18 protein-coding genes are annotated in these 19,271 nt (G+C 65.5%); 8 read left to right on the top strand and 10 right to left on the bottom strand.

Going from position 1 to position 19,271, the window contains the following annotated elements:
- Positions 1 to 315: 315 nt before the first annotated feature.
- Genes ubiB through ubiE form a run of 3 tightly spaced genes read right to left on the bottom strand, consistent with a single transcriptional unit; the run spans position 316 to position 3,316 of the window.
- The gene (ubiB, locus tag PVZ72_RS10665) at positions 316 to 1,914 is read right to left on the bottom strand and encodes a ubiquinone biosynthesis regulatory protein kinase UbiB (protein ID WP_133861505.1); all 1,599 of its coding nucleotides are present in this window, start codon (positions 1,912 to 1,914) and stop codon (positions 316 to 318) included.
- Positions 1,911 to 2,546 carry a ubiquinone biosynthesis accessory factor UbiJ gene (locus PVZ72_RS10660; protein ID WP_133861504.1) on the bottom strand — a complete coding sequence of 212 codons (636 nt, stop codon included), beginning with the start codon at positions 2,544 to 2,546 and terminating at the stop codon, positions 1,911 to 1,913. The genes ubiB and PVZ72_RS10660 overlap by 4 nt, the downstream gene beginning before the upstream one ends.
- Positions 2,546 to 3,316 carry a bifunctional demethylmenaquinone methyltransferase/2-methoxy-6-polyprenyl-1,4-benzoquinol methylase UbiE gene (gene ubiE / locus PVZ72_RS10655; RefSeq protein ID WP_017641038.1) on the bottom strand — a complete coding sequence of 257 codons (771 nt, stop codon included), beginning with the start codon at positions 3,314 to 3,316 and terminating at the stop codon, positions 2,546 to 2,548. Before ubiE ends, PVZ72_RS10660 begins: the two co-directional genes overlap by 1 nt.
- 151 nt (positions 3,317 to 3,467) lie before the next feature.
- Between ubiE and PVZ72_RS10650 the strand changes: the two genes are divergently transcribed.
- The gene (locus tag PVZ72_RS10650; RefSeq protein ID WP_133861503.1) at positions 3,468 to 3,746 is read left to right on the top strand and encodes a polyhydroxyalkanoic acid system family protein; all 279 of its coding nucleotides are present in this window, start codon (positions 3,468 to 3,470) and stop codon (positions 3,744 to 3,746) included.
- Between the two features lie 7 nt (positions 3,747 to 3,753).
- On the opposite strand, the gene PVZ72_RS10645 is transcribed toward PVZ72_RS10650, so the two are convergent.
- The 6 genes from PVZ72_RS10645 to PVZ72_RS10620 all read right to left on the bottom strand — a co-directional run bounded on the left by PVZ72_RS10645 (position 3,754) and on the right by PVZ72_RS10620 (position 11,226).
- Positions 3,754 to 4,125, bottom strand: a complete 372-nt coding sequence (locus tag PVZ72_RS10645; protein WP_133861502.1) for a gamma-butyrobetaine hydroxylase-like domain-containing protein — start codon at positions 4,123 to 4,125, stop codon at positions 3,754 to 3,756.
- 129 nt (positions 4,126 to 4,254) lie between these two features.
- On the bottom strand, positions 4,255 to 5,604 hold the full coding sequence (hslU, locus tag PVZ72_RS10640) for an ATP-dependent protease ATPase subunit HslU (RefSeq protein ID WP_042136625.1): 1,350 nt from the start codon (positions 5,602 to 5,604) through the stop codon (positions 4,255 to 4,257).
- Positions 5,605 to 5,623: 19 nt separating this feature from the next.
- Entirely contained in the window at positions 5,624 to 6,157 is a 534-nt protein-coding gene (gene hslV, locus PVZ72_RS10635; RefSeq protein WP_017641034.1) for an ATP-dependent protease subunit HslV, read from the bottom strand.
- 245 nt (positions 6,158 to 6,402) lie between these two features.
- A complete protein-coding gene (locus PVZ72_RS10630) occupies positions 6,403 to 7,140 on the bottom strand; it encodes an SPOR domain-containing protein (protein ID WP_187980384.1) in 738 nt (245 codons plus the stop codon).
- A gap of 18 nt (positions 7,141 to 7,158) precedes the next feature.
- Positions 7,159 to 8,916: an arginine--tRNA ligase gene (argS, locus tag PVZ72_RS10625; protein WP_273861874.1), complete on the bottom strand. Its 1,758-nt coding sequence runs from the start codon at positions 8,914 to 8,916 to the stop codon at positions 7,159 to 7,161.
- 96 nt (positions 8,917 to 9,012) lie between these two features.
- On the bottom strand, positions 9,013 to 11,226 hold the full coding sequence (locus tag PVZ72_RS10620; RefSeq protein ID WP_187980382.1) for a primosomal protein N': 2,214 nt from the start codon (positions 11,224 to 11,226) through the stop codon (positions 9,013 to 9,015).
- A 157-nt stretch (positions 11,227 to 11,383) separates the two neighbouring features.
- On the opposite strand from PVZ72_RS10620, the gene rpmE reads away from it, so the two are divergent.
- From rpmE to PVZ72_RS10605, 3 genes are all read left to right on the top strand, one after another.
- Complete coding sequence (rpmE, locus tag PVZ72_RS10615) at positions 11,384 to 11,599, top strand: 50S ribosomal protein L31 (protein ID WP_133861498.1); 216 nt, start codon at positions 11,384 to 11,386, stop codon at positions 11,597 to 11,599.
- Positions 11,599 to 12,426, top strand: coding sequence for a thermonuclease family protein (locus tag PVZ72_RS10610; protein WP_187980381.1), 828 nt, complete (start codon positions 11,599 to 11,601; stop codon positions 12,424 to 12,426). Before rpmE ends, PVZ72_RS10610 begins: the two co-directional genes overlap by 1 nt.
- A gap of 112 nt (positions 12,427 to 12,538) precedes the next feature.
- Complete coding sequence (locus PVZ72_RS10605; RefSeq protein ID WP_133861496.1) at positions 12,539 to 13,807, top strand: malic enzyme-like NAD(P)-binding protein; 1,269 nt, start codon at positions 12,539 to 12,541, stop codon at positions 13,805 to 13,807.
- A gap of 52 nt (positions 13,808 to 13,859) precedes the next feature.
- Here PVZ72_RS10605 and PVZ72_RS10600 read toward each other — a convergent pair whose 3' ends face one another.
- Complete coding sequence (locus PVZ72_RS10600; protein WP_187980380.1) at positions 13,860 to 16,280, bottom strand: penicillin-binding protein 1A; 2,421 nt, start codon at positions 16,278 to 16,280, stop codon at positions 13,860 to 13,862.
- A 167-nt stretch (positions 16,281 to 16,447) separates the two neighbouring features.
- Between PVZ72_RS10600 and PVZ72_RS10595 the strand changes: the two genes are divergently transcribed.
- From PVZ72_RS10595 to PVZ72_RS10580, 4 genes are read left to right on the top strand one after another with little or no spacing between them, the layout of a single operon-like run.
- Positions 16,448 to 17,512: a pilus assembly protein PilM gene (locus PVZ72_RS10595; protein ID WP_133861494.1), complete on the top strand. Its 1,065-nt coding sequence runs from the start codon at positions 16,448 to 16,450 to the stop codon at positions 17,510 to 17,512.
- Positions 17,513 to 18,103, top strand: a complete 591-nt coding sequence (locus PVZ72_RS10590) for a PilN domain-containing protein (protein ID WP_158893530.1) — start codon at positions 17,513 to 17,515, stop codon at positions 18,101 to 18,103.
- Positions 18,100 to 18,753 (top strand): type 4a pilus biogenesis protein PilO, encoded by a 654-nt coding sequence (gene pilO, locus PVZ72_RS10585; RefSeq protein WP_187980379.1) that lies wholly within the window; start codon positions 18,100 to 18,102, stop codon positions 18,751 to 18,753. Before PVZ72_RS10590 ends, pilO begins: the two co-directional genes overlap by 4 nt.
- Positions 18,750 to 19,268, top strand: coding sequence for a pilus assembly protein PilP (locus tag PVZ72_RS10580; RefSeq protein ID WP_133861491.1), 519 nt, complete (start codon positions 18,750 to 18,752; stop codon positions 19,266 to 19,268). Before pilO ends, PVZ72_RS10580 begins: the two co-directional genes overlap by 4 nt.
- Positions 19,269 to 19,271: the final 3 nt, after the last annotated feature.

The raw sequence follows: 19,271 nt of genomic DNA, 5'->3' as shown, positions 1-19,271 counted from the left end.
AATTAGGGTACTGGGCTCTGTCCGAAAATTGCCTGCGCTCGGTCATGTGGCGTTAAAAATCCGTTCGGAATGCTCATTTACCGTTCGTAAACTCCGCTTCCTCACGGATTTGATTCGCTGGCGCTCACCCTTCGGGCCAGCCCTTGGCTGTTACTCCCGTTGGTCGTTGCGCCTTGCCTGACCTTCGCTCGGCGACTTTTCAGACAGGCCCTAGCCTCGCACAAGACGCAACTCGAATACAGCGGCAGGGCACCAGTGGCTGAGGGCGTGTATTTCGCCCGATAAAAATGACAGGACGGTTACAGCTTAAGGAGTTCAGCGCCTGATCACCAGAACCAGGCCGCCGACCAGCATGGCCCAGGCCGGCCAGGCGTGGGGCTGGGGTTCGAGACCCAGTTGTGCCGCACCCACCAGCAGGACCGCGCCGACCACCCGCACGATCCAGTCGTCGTTGCGTCTGCCCCAGGGATTGGGCGGATCCTTGCGATGCGGCTGGGTGATGCGTTCCAGGGTATCGCGCGCCATCTGCGCCAGATGGGGGATCTGCTCCAGTTGCTGCTGGATATTGCGGGCGACCTGCGGCGGACTCAGCCGCTTGCGCATCCACTTTTCCAGGTAGGGCTTGGCGGTGGACCAGAGATCCAGGTCCGGATAGAGCTGGCGGCCCAGGCCTTCGATGTTGAGCAGGGTCTTCTGCAGGAGCACCAGTTGCGGCTGGATCTCCATGTTGAAGCGGCGCGCCACCTGGAACAGCCGCAACAGCAGCTGGCCGAAGGAAATGTCCTTGAGCGGCTTCTCGAAGATGGGTTCGCAGACGGTGCGGATGGCCGCTTCCAGTTCGTTGACCTGGGTGTTGGCCGGTACCCAGCCGGAGTCGATGTGCAACTGCGCGACCTTGCGGTAGTCGCGCTGGAAGAAGGCCCAGAGGTTGCGCGCCAGATAGTCCTGGTCCTCGGGGGTCAGGCTGCCGATGATGCCGCAGTCCACCGCGATGTAGAGCGGATCCCAGGGCTTGGCGGTGCTGACGAAGATGTTGCCCGGGTGCATGTCGGCGTGGAAGAAGCTGTCGCGGAAGACCTGGGTGAAGAAGATCTCCACCCCTCGCTCGGCCAGCAGCTTGAAGTCGGTGCCCTGGTCGCGCAGGGCGGCCAGGTCGGTTACCGGGATGCCGTAGATGCGCTCCATGACCAGCACCCGCTCGCGGCACCAGTCCCAGTACACCTGGGGCACATAGAGGCGCTCGGAGCCGTCGAAATTGCGTCTGAGCTGGCTGGAGTTGGCCGCTTCGCGCAAAAGGTCCAGCTCGTCGTAGATGGTCTTCTCGTAGTCGCTGACCACGTCCATCGGGTGCAGGCGGCGGGCTTCGGCGGACAGCCGTTCGGCCAGGCGCGCCAGCAGGAACAGCCAGGCGATGTCCTGGCTGATGATGTTCTTAAGCCCCGGGCGCACCACCTTGACCACCACCTCTTCGCCAGTCCGCAGCTGGGCGGCATGGACCTGGGCCACCGAGGCCGAGGCCAGCGGCTGGTGATCGAAGCGGGCGAAGGCCTGCTTGATGGGTACGCCGAGCTGGGACTCGATGAGCGCCACGGCCTTTTCCGGCGGAAAGGGCGGGACCTTGTCCTGCAGGAACATCAGTTCGTCGGCGATATCCTCCGGCATGAGGTCGCGCCGGGTGGAAAGGATCTGCCCGAATTTGACGAACACCGGTCCCAGACCTTCCAGCGCCAGGCGCAGACGGGCGCCGCGCGGCAGGGTCTTGCTCGGACGTGGCAACCAGCGCCAGGGCAGCACGTAGCGGGTGGCACGCAGGTACCAGGGCAGCGGCAGGGCATAGACGATGTCGTCAAGCCGATAGCGGATGACCACGAAGAAGATCCGCAACAGGCGGTTGAGGGCAGCGAACAGCTTCATTCGTCGGGGTTATCCCTGGTGTTGCGGGCGGTGCCCAGGCGGGCGAGACGGGCGTCGAGACGATCCACGTCCAGGCGCAGGGCATCGATCTCGGCGAAGCGGGCCTCACCTTCGAGACGACCCACCAGCTGGCGGCTCTCCTCGTTCAGCCAGTTGGACAGCGTCAGTTGCAGGCTGTCACGGCTCTGTTCACCGAGCGCCTGGCCGCGCCGGGCCAGATCGCCCAGCAGCGCCGCCGGCAGCGGGCCGAGCCAGCGACTGACCTCGTGCTGCCAGTCCAGCTCCAGCTTCTGCAGGATGTCGGCCAGCTCGATCAGCAGGGTGCTGTCGCCTTCCAGACGCACGTCCGGCTGGTGCAGCACCCGCTGCTTGTCACGGGCCAGGGCCAGTTCGGCCAGACGTGTCGCCGGGGCACTCAGGGTGCAGTCGATATCGCCTTCGTGATGGGCGGCGAAATGCAGGCCGTCACCCGCGGGCAGGACGTACAGGCGCAGCGCCGGTTGCCGGGTCTGCACCGCGATCACCCGGCCGGTCAGGCCGGCCAGCCGCGGCAAGGCCACGGGGTCGAGCGCCAGTAGTGGATTCAGGCCACGCTCCAGCGCGGCCAGCAATGCCTGGGTGACGAGGGCCATCAGGGCTTGATGCCGCGATGCAGGGCGACCACGCCGCCGGTCATGTTGTGGAAGGTGACCCGGGCGAAACCGGTCTCTTCCATCATGGCCTTTAGGGTCTGCTGATCGGGGTGCATGCGGATGGATTCGGCCAGGTAGCGATAGCTTTCGGCGTCACCGGCCACCAGCTTGCCCATCAGGGGCAGGAAGCCGAAGGAGTAGGCGTCATAGGCCTTGGACACCAGCGGATTGGTGGGCTTGGAGAACTCCAGCACCAGCAGCCGGCCACCCGGCTTGAGCACGCGCAGCATCGAAGCCAGGGCCTGGTCCTTGTGGGTGACGTTGCGCAGGCCGAAGGCGATGGTGATGCAGTCGAAATGGTTGTCGGGGAAGGGCAGCTTCTCGGCATCCGCCTGGACGAAGCGCACATTGCTGGCGACGCCTTCGTCGAGCAGGCGGTCGCGGCCGACCCGGAGCATGGAATCGTTGATGTCGGCCAGGACCACCTCGCCGGTGGGGCCGACCAGACGGGCGAACTGCTTGGTCAGGTCGCCGGTGCCGCCAGCGATGTCCAGTACGCGGTTGCCACGGCGCACGCCGGAGAGCTCGATGGTGAATCTCTTCCACAGCCGGTGGATGCCCGCCGACATCAGGTCGTTCATCACATCGTACTTGGCCGCCACCGAATGGAAGACCTCCGCGACCTTGTAAGCCTTCTGGCTCTCCGGAACGCTCTGGTAGCCGAAGTGGGTCTGGGATTCGGCCTCGGGGCCTTTGCGCGGATCGCTCATGGGGCTACACCTGGGACAGGGACAAGAGGGCATTCTAGCAGGCCGATCGCCCGGCATGCCCGGCTAAAACCGGGGCTGACCGCTCGGTTCTCGCGATTGGCGACGTGGCGGGCCCTCGCTATAGTCAGGGCCCCTTATCCGGAGTTCCCCGATGTCCCAGATCACCATCGAACGCAGCCATTCGCTTGGCTTGGAAGGCGTTCGCCAGAAGGCCGATCAACTGGCCGAAAAACTCACGCGTGACTATGGGGTGGCCTGCGCCTGGGAAGGCGATACCCTGACATTCACGCGCAGCGGCGTGGATGGACGGATCGAGGTCGGTGAAGACCGGGTGCGGGTGCTGGCGACCCTGGGCATGATGTTCTCGATGCTCAGTGGCCAGATCGAGAAAGAGATCGAGCGCAAGCTGGACAAGGCCCTGGCGGCCTGAGCCAGGGCTAGAGCATCAGCTTGACCGCGCTGACGTGTGGGTCCCGCGTCTTGCCGGCGCGGGCCAGCTGTTCCAGGTAGTCGGCCCAGAGTTCGTCGCGGCGACTGCCCAGTTCATAGAGATAGTCCCAGCTGAACAGACCACTGTCGTGGCCGTCATCGAAGGTCAGCTTGATGGCGTAGCGCCCCGCCGGTTCGACGGCGCTGATGCCGACCTGCTGCTTGCCCCACTGCAATACCGGATTGCCGTGTCCCTGGACCTCGGCCGAAGGCGAGTGCACCCGCAGGAATTCGGCGGGCAGCTCGAAGGTTTCCGCGCCATAGCTGACGCTGAGGGTCTTGGAAGCCTTGTGGAGCTGGATGGCGGTGGGAGTACGCATGGTGAGGTTCTCTGAGCGGTTTTGCAGTCTTTGCCTGAGGCCATCGCGGCCATGGGCCGCTCCTACAGGAGACATCGAACCCTGTAGGAGCGGCCCATGGCCGCGATTACGAATGCACCAAACCTACCGTTACAGTATATAGCGCGACAGGTCTTCGTCCTGCGCCAGTTCGCCCAGGTGGCCGTTCACATAGGCCGCGTCGATGACGATGGGCTCGCCATTCTGCTGGCCAGCGAGGTCGGCGGCGCTGAAGGACACCTCTTCCAGCAGGCGTTCCAGCAGGGTGTGCAGGCGCCGGGCACCGATGTTCTCGGTCTTCTCGTTGACCTGCCAGGCGATCTCGGCAATGCGGGTGATGCCGTCGGCGGCGAATTCCACCAGCAGCCCCTCAGTCTTGAGCAGTTCGCGATACTGCTCGGTGAGGGAGGCATGCGGCTCGGTGAGGATGCGCTCGAAGTCCTGCGGCGTCAGCGCCTTGAGTTCGACGCGAATCGGCAGACGACCCTGCAGCTCCGGCACCAGATCGCTGGGCTTGGACAGGTGGAAGGCGCCCGAGGCGATGAACAGGATATGGTCGGTCTTGACCATGCCCAGCTTGGTGTTGACGGTGCAGCCTTCGATCAGCGGCAGCAGGTCACGCTGCACACCCTCGCGGGAGACATCGGCACCGCTGGTGTTGCCACGCTTGGCGACCTTGTCGATCTCGTCGATGAAGACGATGCCGTGCTGCTCGACGGCTTCCAGGGCGCGGCCCTTGAGTTCTTCCTCGTTGACCAGGCGCGCGGCTTCTTCGTCGCGCACCAGCTTGAGCGCTTCCTTGACCTTGAGCTTGCGCTGCTTGGTCTTGCCCTTGTGCATGCCGGCGAAGAGATTCTGCAGCTGGCTGGTCATCTCCTCCATGCCGGGCGGGGTCATGATCTCGACGCCAGCGGGGGCATCGGCCACCTCGATGTCGATTTCCTTGTCGTCCAGCTGGCCTTCGCGCAGGCGCTTGCGGAACAGCTGACGGGTGTTGCTATCGGTCGATGCCGGCTGGGGCTCGTTGCTGAAGCCCACCGACGGCCGCGCCGGCGGCAGCAGGGCATCGAGGATGCGCTCTTCGGCGGCGTCTTCGGCGCGATGGCGGTTACGCACCATTTCCTGTTCGCGCAGCATCTTCACCGCGGCGTCGGCGAGGTCACGGATGATGGACTCGACGTCGCGGCCGACATAGCCGACCTCGGTGAACTTGGTGGCTTCCACCTTGAGGAAGGGCGCATTGGCCAGCTTGGCCAGGCGCCGGGCGATTTCGGTCTTGCCCACACCCGTGGGACCTATCATCAGGATGTTCTTGGGGGTGACCTCGGGACGCAGCTCGACGGGCAGCTGCATGCGCCGCCAGCGGTTGCGCAGGGCGATGGCCACGGCGCGCTTGGCGTCGTCCTGGCCGATGATGTGGCGATTGAGTTCGTGGACGATCTCGCGGGGGGTCATGGACATGGGCAGTCTCTAAACCGGATCACGCCTGGGGCGCGTCCAGCTCCTCGATGGTCAGGTTGCGGTTGGTGAACACGCAGATGTCACCGGCGATATTCAGGGAGGTCTCGGCGATCTCGCGGGCACTGAGGTCGGTGTGCATGAGCAGGGCGCGAGCGGCGGCCTGGGCATAGGCGCCACCGGAGCCCATGGCGATCAGGCCTTCTTCGGGTTCCACCACGTCGCCGTTGCCGGTGATGATCAGGGAGGCGTCCTTGTTGGCGACCGCCAGCATGGCTTCCAGACGGCGCAGGGCACGGTCGGTACGCCAGTCCTTGGCCAGCTCGACGGCGGCGCGGACCAGATGGCCCTGGTGCTTCTCGAGTTGCGCCTCAAAGCGCTCGAAAAGGGTGAAGGCGTCGGCGGTACCGCCGGCGAAACCGGCCAGCACCTCGCCCCGGTACAGCCGCCGGACTTTCTTGGCGTTGCCTTTCATGACGGTGTTGCCCAGGGAAACCTGGCCGTCGCCGCCGATCACGACCTTGCCGTTGCGGCGTACAGAAACGATGGTGGTCAAGGGAATCTCTCCGCGTTGCTTGGGGCGTCGGCCCCGGTTAAGCGGAGATATGGGGATGGCCGCGGCGCCCTTCAAGCGTCGCGGCGGGGGGATTCGGCAGGTGAGAGTCTGTTCACGGCCTCGCGAGCTAGCGCCAAACCAGGCGAGAATTCTCGAGGAAGCGCAGTTTACGCGTGGTAAATGAGCATTCCGAGAGAATTTTCAGCGCTGTTTGGCCGACGCGCAGCAGGCCATGGGCAGACTCTTTAGTGACCGCGTCGCTGCTGCAGCAACAGATTCTTGAAGCCGCTGCCGGCGAGCTGTTTCTGCGCCTGGGTCAGCTGGTCGCGATCGCTGTAGGGACCGACCAGTACCCGGTACCAGGTGTCGTCCTTGACCTTGCCCGATTCCACGCGCACGTCCTGGCCGAGCATGATGATCTGGGCGCGGACCCGGTCGGCATCGGCCTGGGTGCGGAAGGAGCCGGCCTGGAGGAAGAACAGGGTTACCGGCGGCTGGGCCTTGGTGGTGGCTTCCTTGGGCGGCGTGGCGGCCGGCTGGCCCGGGGTGGTCGCGGGCGTGGCCGACGTCGCGGTCGCCGGCTGGCCAGGTTGCGCCGGGGTCGCGGCGGCATCCGCTTTGGCCGGGGTGGTCGGCTTGGCGGCCGGATTGCGCGGCACGGCGTCCGGCGGCACGATTACCTCGGATTCGGGCAGCAGGGTATAGAAGTCGTACTTGGGCTTGATCGGCGTGGGCGGCGTGCCCTCGGTCTTGCCGGTAGCGGTCGACGACTTGCCATTGCCCGCCGTGGCGGCCGGGCGGCCCTCTTCCGGCTTGGCACGCTGCACCGCCTTGTTGCCTGGTTCGAGCTTCATCAGGAACACCACGAAGGCCCCGATGGCCAGACCCGACGCGAGCCAGACCCAGCCGGGCAGGGGCTGTTTCTTGGGGGCCGAGGTGTTGCGACTGGCGCCGCGCTTGGGTGGGGCTTTCTTGGTGGCCATCAGGCGGTGATCCGTCTCTTACATGCGTTCCAGGGTGTGCAGGCCGAGCAGTTCCAGACCCTGCTTGAGGGTGCGCCCGGTGAGGGCGGCCAGCCGCAGGCGGCTCTGGCGCAGCTCGGGGTCCTCGGCGGTCAGGATCGGACAATTCTCGTAGAAGCTGGAGAACAGGCCGGCCAGATCATAGAGGTAGCTGCACAGCAGGTGCGGGGTGCCCTTGTCGGCAACGCTGGCGAGGATTTCGCCGAATTGCGCCAGGCGACCGCCCAGATCCTGCTCCTGCGGGGCATCCAGGCGGATGCTGCCGGCGGGTTCGCTCTGCTCGGCCTTGCGCAGCACGCTGGCGACGCGGGTGTAGGCGTACAGCAGATAGGGCGCGGTATTGCCCTCGAAGCTGAGCATCTGCTCGAAGTTGAAGCTGTAGTCGCTGGTGCGGTGCTTGGACAGGTCGGCGTACTTGACCGAGGCGATGCCCACCACGCGGCCGATGTGGCGCAGTTCGTCCTCGCTGAAGGGTACCTCGCCACGCTCGGCGCGACCGGCATTGCGCTCCTTGACCAGCTGGTAGGCACGTTCCTCGGCTTCGTCGAGCAGGTCGACCAGCTTGACGGTACCGCCGTCACGGGTCTTGAACGGACGGCCGTCGGCGCCGTTCATGGTGCCGAAGCCCATGTGCTCGAGTTGCATGGTCGGCGCGACGAAGCCGGCGCGGCGCGCCACTTCGAAGGCCATCTGGAAGTGCAGGGCCTGGCGCTGGTCGACGAAGTACAGCGCCCGATCGGCGTGCAGCTGGCGGCTGCGGTAGCGCATGGCGGCCAGGTCGGTGGTGGAATAGAGATAGCCGCCACCGGCCTTCTGCACGATCACCGGCAGCGGATTGCCCTCGGCGTTCTTGAATTCGTCGAGAAAGACGCAGCGGGCGCCATCGCTCTCGGTGAGCAGGCCGGCGGCGTCCAGATCGCTCACCACCTGGGCCAGGTCGTCGTTGTAGGCGCTCTCGCCCTTGACGTCGGCCGGGGTCAGGCAGACGTTGAGGCGGTCGTAGACTTCCTGGCAATGGGACAGGGAGACGGCATTGAAGCGTTCCCAGAGCCGCAGGCAGTGGGCATCGCCGGCCTGCAGCGCCACCACCAGTTCGCGCGCGCGGGCGGCGAATTCCGGCGAGGCGTCGAAGCGACCCTTGGCGGCGCGATAGAACACCTCGAGATCGGCCAGCTCGCCTTCGGCGGCTTGCGGCTGCTCTTCCATGTAGGCCAGAAGCATGCCGAACTGGGTGCCCCAGTCACCCACGTGGTTCTGGCGGATCACTTCGTCGCCGCGGAATTCCAGCACCCGCGCCACCGCGTCCCCGATGATGGTGGATCTCAGGTGACCGACGTGCATTTCCTTGGCCAGGTTCGGCGAGGAGAGGTCCACCACCACGCGCTGACGCGGCTCGTGCCTGGGCACCCCCAGGTGCGGATCGGCGAAGGCCGCATCCAGGCGCGCGGCCAGTTGCGCGTGATTCTGGAAGAAATTGAGAAAGCCGGGGCCGGCGATTTCCACCTTGCTGACCGCCGGATCGGCGGGCAGGGCGGCGAGCAGCTTTTCGGCCAGGTCGCGGGGCTTGGCGCGGGCCGGCTTGGCCAGCAGCAGGGCGACGTTGCTGGCGAAGTCGCCGTGGCTCTTGTCCTTGGTGTTTTCGACCTGGATGGCCGGAGCCACGTCGGCCGGCAGGGTGCCGTCGGCGATCAGGCGGTCGAGGGCGTGCTGGATGAGCTGGCGGATGCTGTCTTTCATGATCATTGGCCTTCGGCGTGCGCCGAGCGCGCACTGCGATGAAAACCCGGCATTATCCGTGGCGAGCCCGGCCTTGCCAATGGTAAGCCAATGCCACTAGAAGAGATCGATGGGATCCACGTCCAGCGACCAGCGCACCTGACGGGCTTCAGGCAGGCTTTCCAGCTGGACGACCCAGATGCCCAGCAGGCGATGCAGAGGCGCGCGGCTGCTGCTTTGCAGCAGCAACTGGGCCCGGTGGCGACCGGCGCGGCGCTCCATCGGCGCCGGTACCGGCCCCAGCAACTCCACCTGAGGCAGGGCGAGATTGACCGCCAGGCCCTCGGCGACGTGATAGGCCGCCTCCAGGAAATTCTCCACCTGGTCCTGGCGATGGGCATCGGCGCGCAGCAGCGCCAGATAGGCGAAGGGCGGCAGCCCGGCGGCGCGGCGCTCCTGCAGAGCCTGGCGGGCAAAGGCCGGATAACCCTCCTCGGCCAGCTGCACCATCAGCGGATGATCGGCCAGATGGGTCTGGATCAGCACCTGCCCCGGCTCCTCGGCGCGACCGGCGCGACCGGCCACCTGGACGATCTGCTGGGCCATGCGCTCGCTGGCGCGGAAGTCGGCGGAAAACAGCCCGCTGTCGGCGTCCAGCACGGCCACCAAGGTCACCTTTGGAAAGTGGTGCCCCTTGGCGAGCATCTGGGTGCCGACCAGGATGCAGGGCACCCCACTGTGGATGGTGCGCAGGAGTTTGCCCAAGGCGTCCTTGCGTGCCGTGGTGTCGCGGTCGATGCGCAGCACCGGGACGTCCGGAAACAGCAGCTGCAGGCGTTCCTCGGCGCGTTCGGTACCGGCACCCACCGGGCGCAGGTCGAGCTTGCCGCAGGACGGGCAATGCCGCGGCGGCGTCTGGCGCTGATCACAGTGGTGGCAGCGCAATTCGCCGGAGCCGCGGTGATAGGTCATGCGCGCATCGCAGCGCGGGCACTGGGCCAGCCAGCCGCAGTCGTGGCAGAGCAGGGTGGGGGCGAAGCCGCGACGATTGAGGAACACCAGCACCTGCTGACCGCGCTCCAGGGTCGCGCCCATGGCCTTGAGCAGTGGCTGGGAGAGGCCGCTGTCCAGCGGACGGCTGCGCACGTCCAGGCGCTCGAAGCGCGGCGGCTGGGCGCCACCGGCACGGAGCGACAGGCGCAGGTGGGCATAGCGCCCCTGGTCGGCGTTGTGCAGGCTTTCCAGCGAGGGCGTGGCCGAGCCCAGCACCACCGGCAGATTCTCGAAGCGCGCGCGAACCACCGCCAGGTCGCGAGCGTGGTACCTCAGGCCTTCCTGCTGTTTATAGGAGGCGTCGTGTTCCTCATCGACGATGATCAGCCCAGGGTGTTTGAGTGGGGTGAACAGCGCCGAGCGGGTGCCGACCACGATGTCCAGTTCGCCATCGCGGGCGGCCAGCCAGATATCCATGCGCTCGCGATCGGTCAGCGCCGAGTGCAGCAGGGCGATGCGGGCATTGAAGCGCTGCTCGAAACGCCCCAGGGTCTGCGGGCCCAGGTTGATCTCGGGGATCAGTAGCAGCGCCTGGCGCCCCGCTTCCAGGGTGGCGCGGATCAGTTGCAGATAGACCTCGGTCTTGCCGCTGCCGGTCACCCCTTCCAGGAGATGGCAGTGGAAGCCGCTGCCGGCGCGGACCGCTTCGTAGGCCAGGCGCTGCTCGCTGTTGAGTGGCAACTCGGCCTGGGCCAGCCAGGAACCCTGGTGCCGCGTCGGCTGGTGATAGCGGGTCTCCACCGTGACCAGGCCCTTGGCCTGCAGCAGATCGAGACTGTCCTTGACCAGGCCGAGCTGACCGAGCAATTCGTGCAGCACCCCGTGGGGGTGCTGGCGCAGGGTCTTGAGTGCCTCGCGCTGGCGCGGCGCGCGGGCCAGGCGTGGATCTTCCGGGCGCGCATCGGGCTGGGCGATCCAGAAGCGCTGCAGTCGTCGCTCGGCCGGCTCCCCCTGACGCAAAAGGGCAGGAAGTGCCCAGCTCAGGGTGTCGCCGAGGCTGTGCTGATAGTACTGGGCAGACCACTGGCAGAGCTCGAACAGCGCGCTGGGCAGCGGCGGACGCTCGTCGAGCAGTTGCAGTGCCTTGCGCAGCTTGTCCGGCGGCACCTCGGTTTCCCGGGCCACCTCGATCAGCACCCCGACCACCTCGCGGCGACCGAAGGGTACCCGCAGCCGCACGCCCGGGCGCAACTGCTCCTCGACCACTCCCTTGGGCGGCAGATAGTCGAACAGGCGGCGCAGTGGGGAGGGCAGCGCCAGGCGCAGGATCAGGGGCACGGCAGGGCTCGCAGGAGGAAAGCCCGATGGTAGCAGACGGGCGGTGAGGGGGCTGCTTGCACCTCCTATCTGCTCTGGTATGATTTGCAGCCCAAATCTGTGCGGTATCCGGCAATGGCGCCGGGTGGCGGCACAGCTAGACCCCGAGGATAGTCCCATGAAAGCTGATATCCATCCGCAGTACGATGCCATCGAAGCCACCTGCAGCTGCGGCAACGTCATCAAGACCCGCTCGACCCTGAGCAAGAACATTCACCTGGACGTCTGCTCCGAATGCCACCCGTTCTACACTGGCAAGCAGAAGGTCCTGGACGCTGGCGGCCGTATCGATCGCTTCAAGCAGCGCTTCGGCGTGTTCGGCAGCAACAAGTAATGCGCTGCCGTCGGCCATCTCTGCATGGTTCGACACTGAAAAAGGCGTCCCTCTGGGGCGCCTTTTTTGTTTGTGGCCTAGCTGGCGCCCCGGTGGCCCAGGCGGCGGACTGTCCGTTGCTGCCGGGCGGACAGGAGGTCGTGGTCCGCCAGGTGGTCGACGGCGATACCCTGCGCCTGGTCGACGGCCGTTCGGTGCGCCTGATCGGCGTCAATGCTCCGGAGCTGGGCACGTCCGGCGGTACCGCCCAGCCCTATGCCGAGGCGGCGCGTCGGCGGCTGCTTGAGCTGGTCGCGGCCAGCGACCAGCGCCTGCGGCTGGTGCCGGGCAGCGAGGCGACCGACCACTATGGTCGCACCCTGGCGCATCTCTATGATCGCCAGGGCGGCAACCTGGAAGCCCGGCTGATAGCCGAGGGCTTCGGCTATGCCGTCGCCATCGCGCCCAATACCCGGCTGGCCGCCTGTCAGGCCGCCGCGGAAAGCCAGGCGCGCAAGGCGCGACGGGGCGTCTGGAAGCAGGATCCGACCATCGCCTCGACCCGCTTGGAAGAGAGTGGTTTCGCCGTGGTGCGGGGGCGTCTGCTGGACGTCGAGCGCAATCGTGGCGGCCTCTGGCTGCAGTTCGAAGGCGATCTGGTGGTCAATGTCCCCGAGCGCTTCGTCGCGGCCTTCGACGAGGTGCCGCTGCGCCAATGGACAGGGCGCGACCTCGAAGCCCGAGGCTGGATCGTCGATCGCAGTCGGCGCCAGGAAGCGGGTCGCGGGCGCTGGCAGATGACCCTGAGCGACCCGCACATGCTGGGTTTGCGGGTTGAATCGTTTTAGCCGAAAGTCGTATTGCGATTGATTTCAGGCATATGGCCGATTGCTTGTGGCACCTTGAGTCTTTGCGTATTCTCGCCCGACCCAAGACCCACACCACGCGGATATACCAATAATGTCTGATCTCAAAACCGCCGCCCTCGAATACCACGCCCAACCGCGCCCCGGCAAACTCAGCGTCGAGCTGACCAAGCCCACCGCGACCGCCCGTGACCTGTCCCTGGCCTACAGTCCCGGCGTCGCCGAACCGGTCCGCGAGATCGGTCGCGATCCCGAACTGGCCTACCGTTACACCGGCAAGGGCAACCTGGTCGCCGTGATCTCCGACGGTACCGCCATCCTCGGCCTGGGCAACCTCGGCCCGCTGGCCTCCAAGCCGGTGATGGAAGGCAAGGGCGTGCTGTTCAAGCGCTTCGCCGGTGTGGACGTCTTCGACATCGAGGTGGACGCCGAGAGCCCCCAGGCCTTCATCGACACCGTCAAGCGCATCTCCATCACCTTCGGCGGCATCAACCTCGAAGACATCAAGGCGCCCGAGTGCTTCGAGATCGAGCGCGCCCTGATCGAGCAGTGCGACATCCCGGTCTTCCACGATGACCAGCATGGCACCGCCATCGTCACCGCCGCCGGCATGCTCAACGCCCTGGAAATCGCCGGCAAGCGTCTGGAAGACGCCAAGATCGTCTGCCTGGGTGCCGGCGCTGCCGCCATCTCCTGCATGCGCCTCCTGGCCAGCATGGGCGCCAAGGTCGAGAACATCTACATGATCGACCGTCAGGGCGTGGTCCACAGCGGTCGCAGCGACCTGAACCAGTACAAGGCGGCCTTCGCCACCGAGACCAGCAAGCGCACCCTGGACGACGCCCTCGAAGGCGCCGATGTCTTCGTCGGTCTGTCCGGTCCGAACCTGTTGTCGGCGGAAGGCCTCAAGCGCATGGCGGCCAACCCCATCGTCTTCGCCTGCTCCAACCCGGATCCGGAAATCACCCCCGAGCTGGCCCACGCCACCCGCGACGACGTGATCATGGCCACCGGTCGCTCCGACTATCCGAACCAGGTCAACAACGTGCTGGGCTTCCCCTTCATCTTCCGCGGTGCCCTGGACGTTCGCGCCCGGGTGATCAACGAAGAGATGAAGATCGCCGCGGCCCTGGCCCTGCGTGATCTGGCCAAGCTGCCGGTGCCCAAGGAAGTCTGCGCCGCCTACAACGTCGACAGCCTGAGCTTCGGTCGCGAGTACATCATTCCCAAGCCGATGGACGCGCGCCTGATCACCCTGGTATCCGATGCCGTGGCCAAGGCCGCCATCGAGACCGGCGTGGCCACGCTGCCCTATCCGGCGAACTATCCGCTGAAGTCGGTGGATGACGTCTTCGCCAAGTAAGGCCCGAAGCAAAAAAAACCCCGCCAAGGCGGGGTTTTTTATTGGGCGCGGATCAGAAGATGTCCATGGGCACGTTTTCGCTGGAGGGCAGTGGCGTGCCGGGCGCGACGCCGGGCGGCAGCTCGTCCAGGCTCGGCGGGGTGTCCTCGCTCTTGAACAGCTCGAAATAGGCGTTGGGCGTGCCGGGCGGCGCGGCGCGACCCGTGGTGGGATCGACGCGGATGGAAACGATGCCGTCCGGTTCCTTGAGCTGATGCGGCGGCTTGTCCTTGAGCGCCGCGCCCATGTAGCTCATCCAGATCGGCAGGGCCACGGTGCCACCGAATTCCTGGCGACCCAGGGTCTCGGGCTGATCGAAGCCGGCCCAGACCGTGGTCACGTAGTCGCCGTTGTAGCCGGAGAACCAGGTGTCCTTGGATTCGTTGGTGGTGCCGGTCTTGCCGGCCAGGTCGTTGCGACCCAGTTCCAGCGCCTTGCGCCCGGTACCGCGCTTGATCACGTCCTGCAGCATGCTGTTCATGATGAAGGCGTTGCGCGGGTCGATGACCTGGGGCGCGAACACCGGCGGCGGATTGGCCGGATCGGCAGCGGTGGTATCGGCCACCGGTGTGACCTCGACGCCGGCTGCGGCCTTGGCCTGCACCTGCTGGGGCACCCGCGGCGCGGCAGTGCGATAGACCACCTTGCCGTCGCGATCGGTCACGTGATCGACCACGTAGGGCGTCACCTTGTAGCCTTCGTTGGCGAACACCGACCAGCCGGTGGCCACCTCCAGCGGCGTCAGGCCCGGGGTGCCGAGGGCGAGGGACAGGTTGCGCGGCAACTGATCGCGCTCGAAGCCGAAGCGACTGACGTAATCCAGCGCATAGTCGATGCCGATGGCCTGCAGCACCCGGATGGACACCAGGTTGCGCGAGCGATACAGCGCCTCGCGCAGGCGGATGGGGCCGAGGAAGGTGTTGTTGTCGTTCTTCGGTCGCCAGGCTTCGTCGGGATTCTCGTCCATGAAGACGATGGGCGCATCGTTGACCAGGCTGGCGGCGGTGAAGCCCTTCTCCAGGGCCGCGCTATAGATGAACGGCTTGAAGCTGGAGCCGGGCTGGCGGCGGGCCTGGGTCGCGCGGTTGTAGTTGCTTTGCTCGAAGGAGAAACCACCGATCAGGGCGCGGATGGCGCCATCCTGGGGATCAAGCGACACCAGGGCGCTCTGCGCCTTGGGGATCTGCGAGAACTTCAGGCTGCCATCGTCCTGGCGCTGCACCCGGATCAGGTCGCCGACCTTGACCACGTCGGCCGGACCGTTCGGGCGCGGCCCCAGGCTGTTGGCGCTGAGGTAGGGGCGTGCCCACTTCATCGAGTCCCAGGAGACCGCCTCTTCCTTGCCCTCGCGGGTCAGGACCAGGATGCCGCTCTTCTCCACCTGGGTGACGATGGCCGGATCCTGGCCGCCGACAATGCGCTGCTTCTGGATCAGCGCGGTCCACTCGGGGCGGCTGCGGTTGGGCCACTGGGCCTCGGGGCCGCGATAGCCATGGCGGCGGTCATAGTCGGTCAGGCCGTCGCGCACGGCGTTGAAGGCGTCCGTCTGCAGCCGGCTGTCGATGGTGGTATAGACCTGATAACCGTCGGTATAGGCGTCGCCGCCGTAGCGCCCGACCATTTCCGCCCGCGCCATTTCGGCGATGTAGGGAGCGTTGAGTTCAGGCACGGCGACGTGGTGGTAGGCCTCGAGCGGCTCGGCGATGCCGGCCTGGTAGGCCGCCTGATCGATATAACCGAGCTTGAACATGCGTTCGAGGATCCAGTTGCGTCTTTCCAGGCTACGCTCAGGATTAGCGACCGGGTTGTAGCGCGACGGCGCCTTGGGCAGACCGGCGATCATCGCCATCTGGGCGACGGTCAGGTCCTTGATGGACTTGCCGTAGTAGACCTGGGCGGCGGCCTCGATACCGTAGGCGCGGTTGCCCAGGTAGATCTTGTTGACGTAGAGCTCGAGGATCTCGTCCTTGCTCAGTTGGCGCTCGATTTGCAGCGCCAGGAGGATCTCGGTGAATTTGCGCGAGAAGCTGCGTTCGCTGGTCAGGAAGTAGTTCTTGGCGACCTGCATGGTGATGGTGCTGCCGCCGGTCTGGATATGTCCGGTCTTGACCAGCTGGCTCACTGCGCGCGCCAGGCTTTTCACATCCACGCCATAGTGATTGGCGAAGTTGTCATCCTCGGCGGAGAGCAGGGCATGGATGAAGTTGGGCGGTATCTCGTTGAACCGCAGCGGCGAGCGGCGCATTTCGCCGAATTCGGCGATGAGTTTGCCGTCCGCGCTGTACACCCGCAGAGGGATCTGCAGTTGCACGTTTCGCAGGGCGTCGATGGAGGGCAGGCTGGGGCTGAGGTAGAGGAAGGCACCGCTGAGACCCAGCAAAAGGCTGCAGACCAGGGCGACCAACGACCACCAGAAAAATTTCAGAACACGCATCAAGAGACTTTTCGAATGGAAAGAAGGAAAGGGCGACAGGTGAGGGTCAGCCTACACGGCGTCGCCATTATAGGCGCGTTTGGCGGTTGGCCGCTATTTGCTCGGGTGTCAAGTCTGTTATCTAATGCCCGTCCGCGGAAGACCACCGTCGCTCATAGGGAACTGATGTGCTAGGGCTATTCAGAAAGAAGGCGAATACGCTGCTGGGTATCGACGTCAGTTCGACATCCGTGAAACTCATCGAGTTGAGCCGTTCAGGCGGACGCTACCGGGTGGAGGCCTATGCGGTCGAGCCCCTGCCGGCCAATGCCGTGGTGGAAAAGAACATCGCCGAACTCGAAGGCGTGGGCCTGGCCATCGGCCGGGTGCTGGTCAAGGCGCGCAGCTCCGCGCGCAGCGCTGCGGTGGCCGTCTCCGGCTCGGCGGTGATCGCCAAGACCATCGAGATGGATGCCGGCCTGACCGACGACGAGCTGGAAAACCAGATCAAGCTGGAAGCCGACCAGTACATTCCCTATCCGCTGGACGAGGTCGCCATCGACTTCGAGGTGCAGGGGCCGTCGCCGCGCAACGCCGAGCGCGTCGAGGTGCTGCTGGCCGCCTGCCGGAAGGAAAACGTCGAGGTTCGCGAGGCGGCCCTGGCGCTGGCCGGTGTCGCGGCCAAGGTGGTCGACGTCGAGGCCTATGCCTTGGAGCGCGCCTACCAGTTGCTGGCCAACCAGCTCGGCGGCCATGTCGACGACCTGACCGTGGCGGTGGTCGACATCGGCGCCACCATGACCACCCTGAGCGTGCTGCACAACGGCAAGACCATCTATACCCGCGAGCAGTTGTTCGGCGGTCGTCAGCTCACCGAGGAAATCCAGCGCCGCTACGGCCTCTCGGTGGAGGAGGCCGGTCTGGCCAAGAAGCAGGGTGGATTGCCGGACGACTACCAGAGCGAGGTGCTGACGCCCTTCCGCGAGGCCGTGGTGCAGCAGGTGGCGCGTTCGCTGCAGTTCTTTTTCGCCGCCGGGCAATACAATGATGTGGACTACATCTTGCTTGCTGGAGGAACCGCGTCAATTTCCGGACTCGACCGCTTGATCCAGCAGAAAATCGGCACCCCCACGGTCCTGGCCAATCCCTTCGCCGACATGACCGTCAGCAATAAGGTCAATGCGGCAGCCCTGGCGGGTGACGCCCCGGCGCTGATGATCGCCTGCGGCCTGGCCATGAGGAGTTTCGACTAGATGGCCCGCATCAACCTCTTGCCCTGGCGGGAGCAGCTGCGCGAAGAAAGGCGCAAGCAGTTCCTGGTGATCCTGGGCGGTATCTTCGTGCTCTCGTGCGGCGCCGTGTTTCTCGGGGATCAGTACCTGTCCGGCGAGATCGCCCGGCAGGAGGCGCGCAACGCCTTCATCCAACAGAACATCGCCCAGCTGGACGTGCGCATCAAGGAGATCAGCGAACTCAAGACCCGTCGTCAGCAACTGCTGGCGCGGATGAAGATCATCCAGGACCTGCAAGGCAACCGCCCGGTCATCGGCCACGTCTTCGACCAGTTGGTGCGTACCCTGCCGGACGGCGTCTACTTCCGCGAGCTGAAGATGCAGGGCGACACCCTGTCGATCAGCGGCGAGGCGGAATCCAACAACCGCGTCTCCAACCTGATGCGTAACCTGGATGCCTCCGACTGGTTCGCGTCGCCTACGCTGATCGAGGTCAAGGCGACCACTGCCGGAGCGGTGGACCAGGCCAACACCTTCCAGCTCACTGTCAAGCAGACCCAGCCCGGCGCCCCCGTTGCCCCGGCCCCGCTCGCCAAGGGAGGCAAACCATGAGTCTCGCCGATTCCCTGGCCAGCCTGCGCAAGGTTGACATCAACGAACTCAGCCTGGAGAACCTCGGTTCCTGGCCCAAGCCGGTCAAGGTCATCGCCTGCCTGCTGATCATGCTGGTGGTGCTGCTGCTCGGCTATCAGTTCCATCTCAGCGACATGCAGGCCCAGCTGGACAGTCAGCGCAATCAGGAAGAGACGCTCAAGCAGCAATACGCCAGCAAGGCCTTCCAGGCCGCCAATCTGGATGCCTACAAGCAGCAGATGGTGGAGATGGAGGAGTCCTTCGGTGCCCTGCTGCGGCAACTGCCCGGCGATACCGAGGTGCCGGCGCTGCTGGAAGACATCACCCGCACCGGTCTCGGCAGCGGTCTGGAATTCGAGCAGATCAAGCTGCTGCCCGAAGTCACCCAGCAGTTCTACGTCGAGTTGCCGATCCAGATCACCGTGGTGGGCAACTATCACGACCTGGCGACCTTCGTCAGCAGCGTCTCCAGCCTGCCGCGCATCGTCACCCTGCACGACTTCGATCTCAAGCCGGTGGACGACAAGAATGCCAATGGTGGCGGTACGGTCTCCGGAGGCGGCGGCAAGTTGCGCATGAACGTCCTGGCCAAGACCTACAGGTACAACGACAAGGGGCTCGGCAAATGAGGACGCCCCTGTTGCTTTGCCTGCTGACCGGCGTGCTGGTCGGCTGTGGTTCCAGCGATACCAGCGATCTGCAGGCCTTCATGGACGAAACCCGGGCCAAGCCGCGCGGTTCCATCGAGCCGCTGCCGCAGTTTCGCGCCTACGAACCCTTCACCTACGCCGCCGCGGCCCTGCGCAGCCCCTTCCAGGCGCCGGTGCGCATCGATCCCACGGTGCGCCAGCGCGGAACCGGCAACATCAAGCCGGACGCGAATCGGCCCAAGCAGTTTCTCGAAGGCTTCAACATCGAGACCTTCAGCATGGTCGGCATCCTGGCCAATGCCAGCGGCCGCTATGCTTTGGTCAACGGTGCCGGGGGCGTGCATCGCGTCAAGGTGGGGGACTACCTGGGGCGCAACGATGGGCGCATCACCAAGATTACCGATGGCGAGATCGACGTGATCGAAATCGTCCCGGATGGCGAGGGTGGCTGGCTGGAACGGCCGCGCACCATCACCTTGAAGGAAAAGACTTAAATG

The organism is Pseudomonas sp. LA5, from assembly GCF_028640825.1.
GTDB lineage: Bacteria > Pseudomonadota > Gammaproteobacteria > Pseudomonadales > Pseudomonadaceae > Chryseomonas > Chryseomonas aestiva.
Note: the sequence above shows the minus strand (reverse complement) of the source record. Positions and strands in the feature narration are given on the sequence as shown.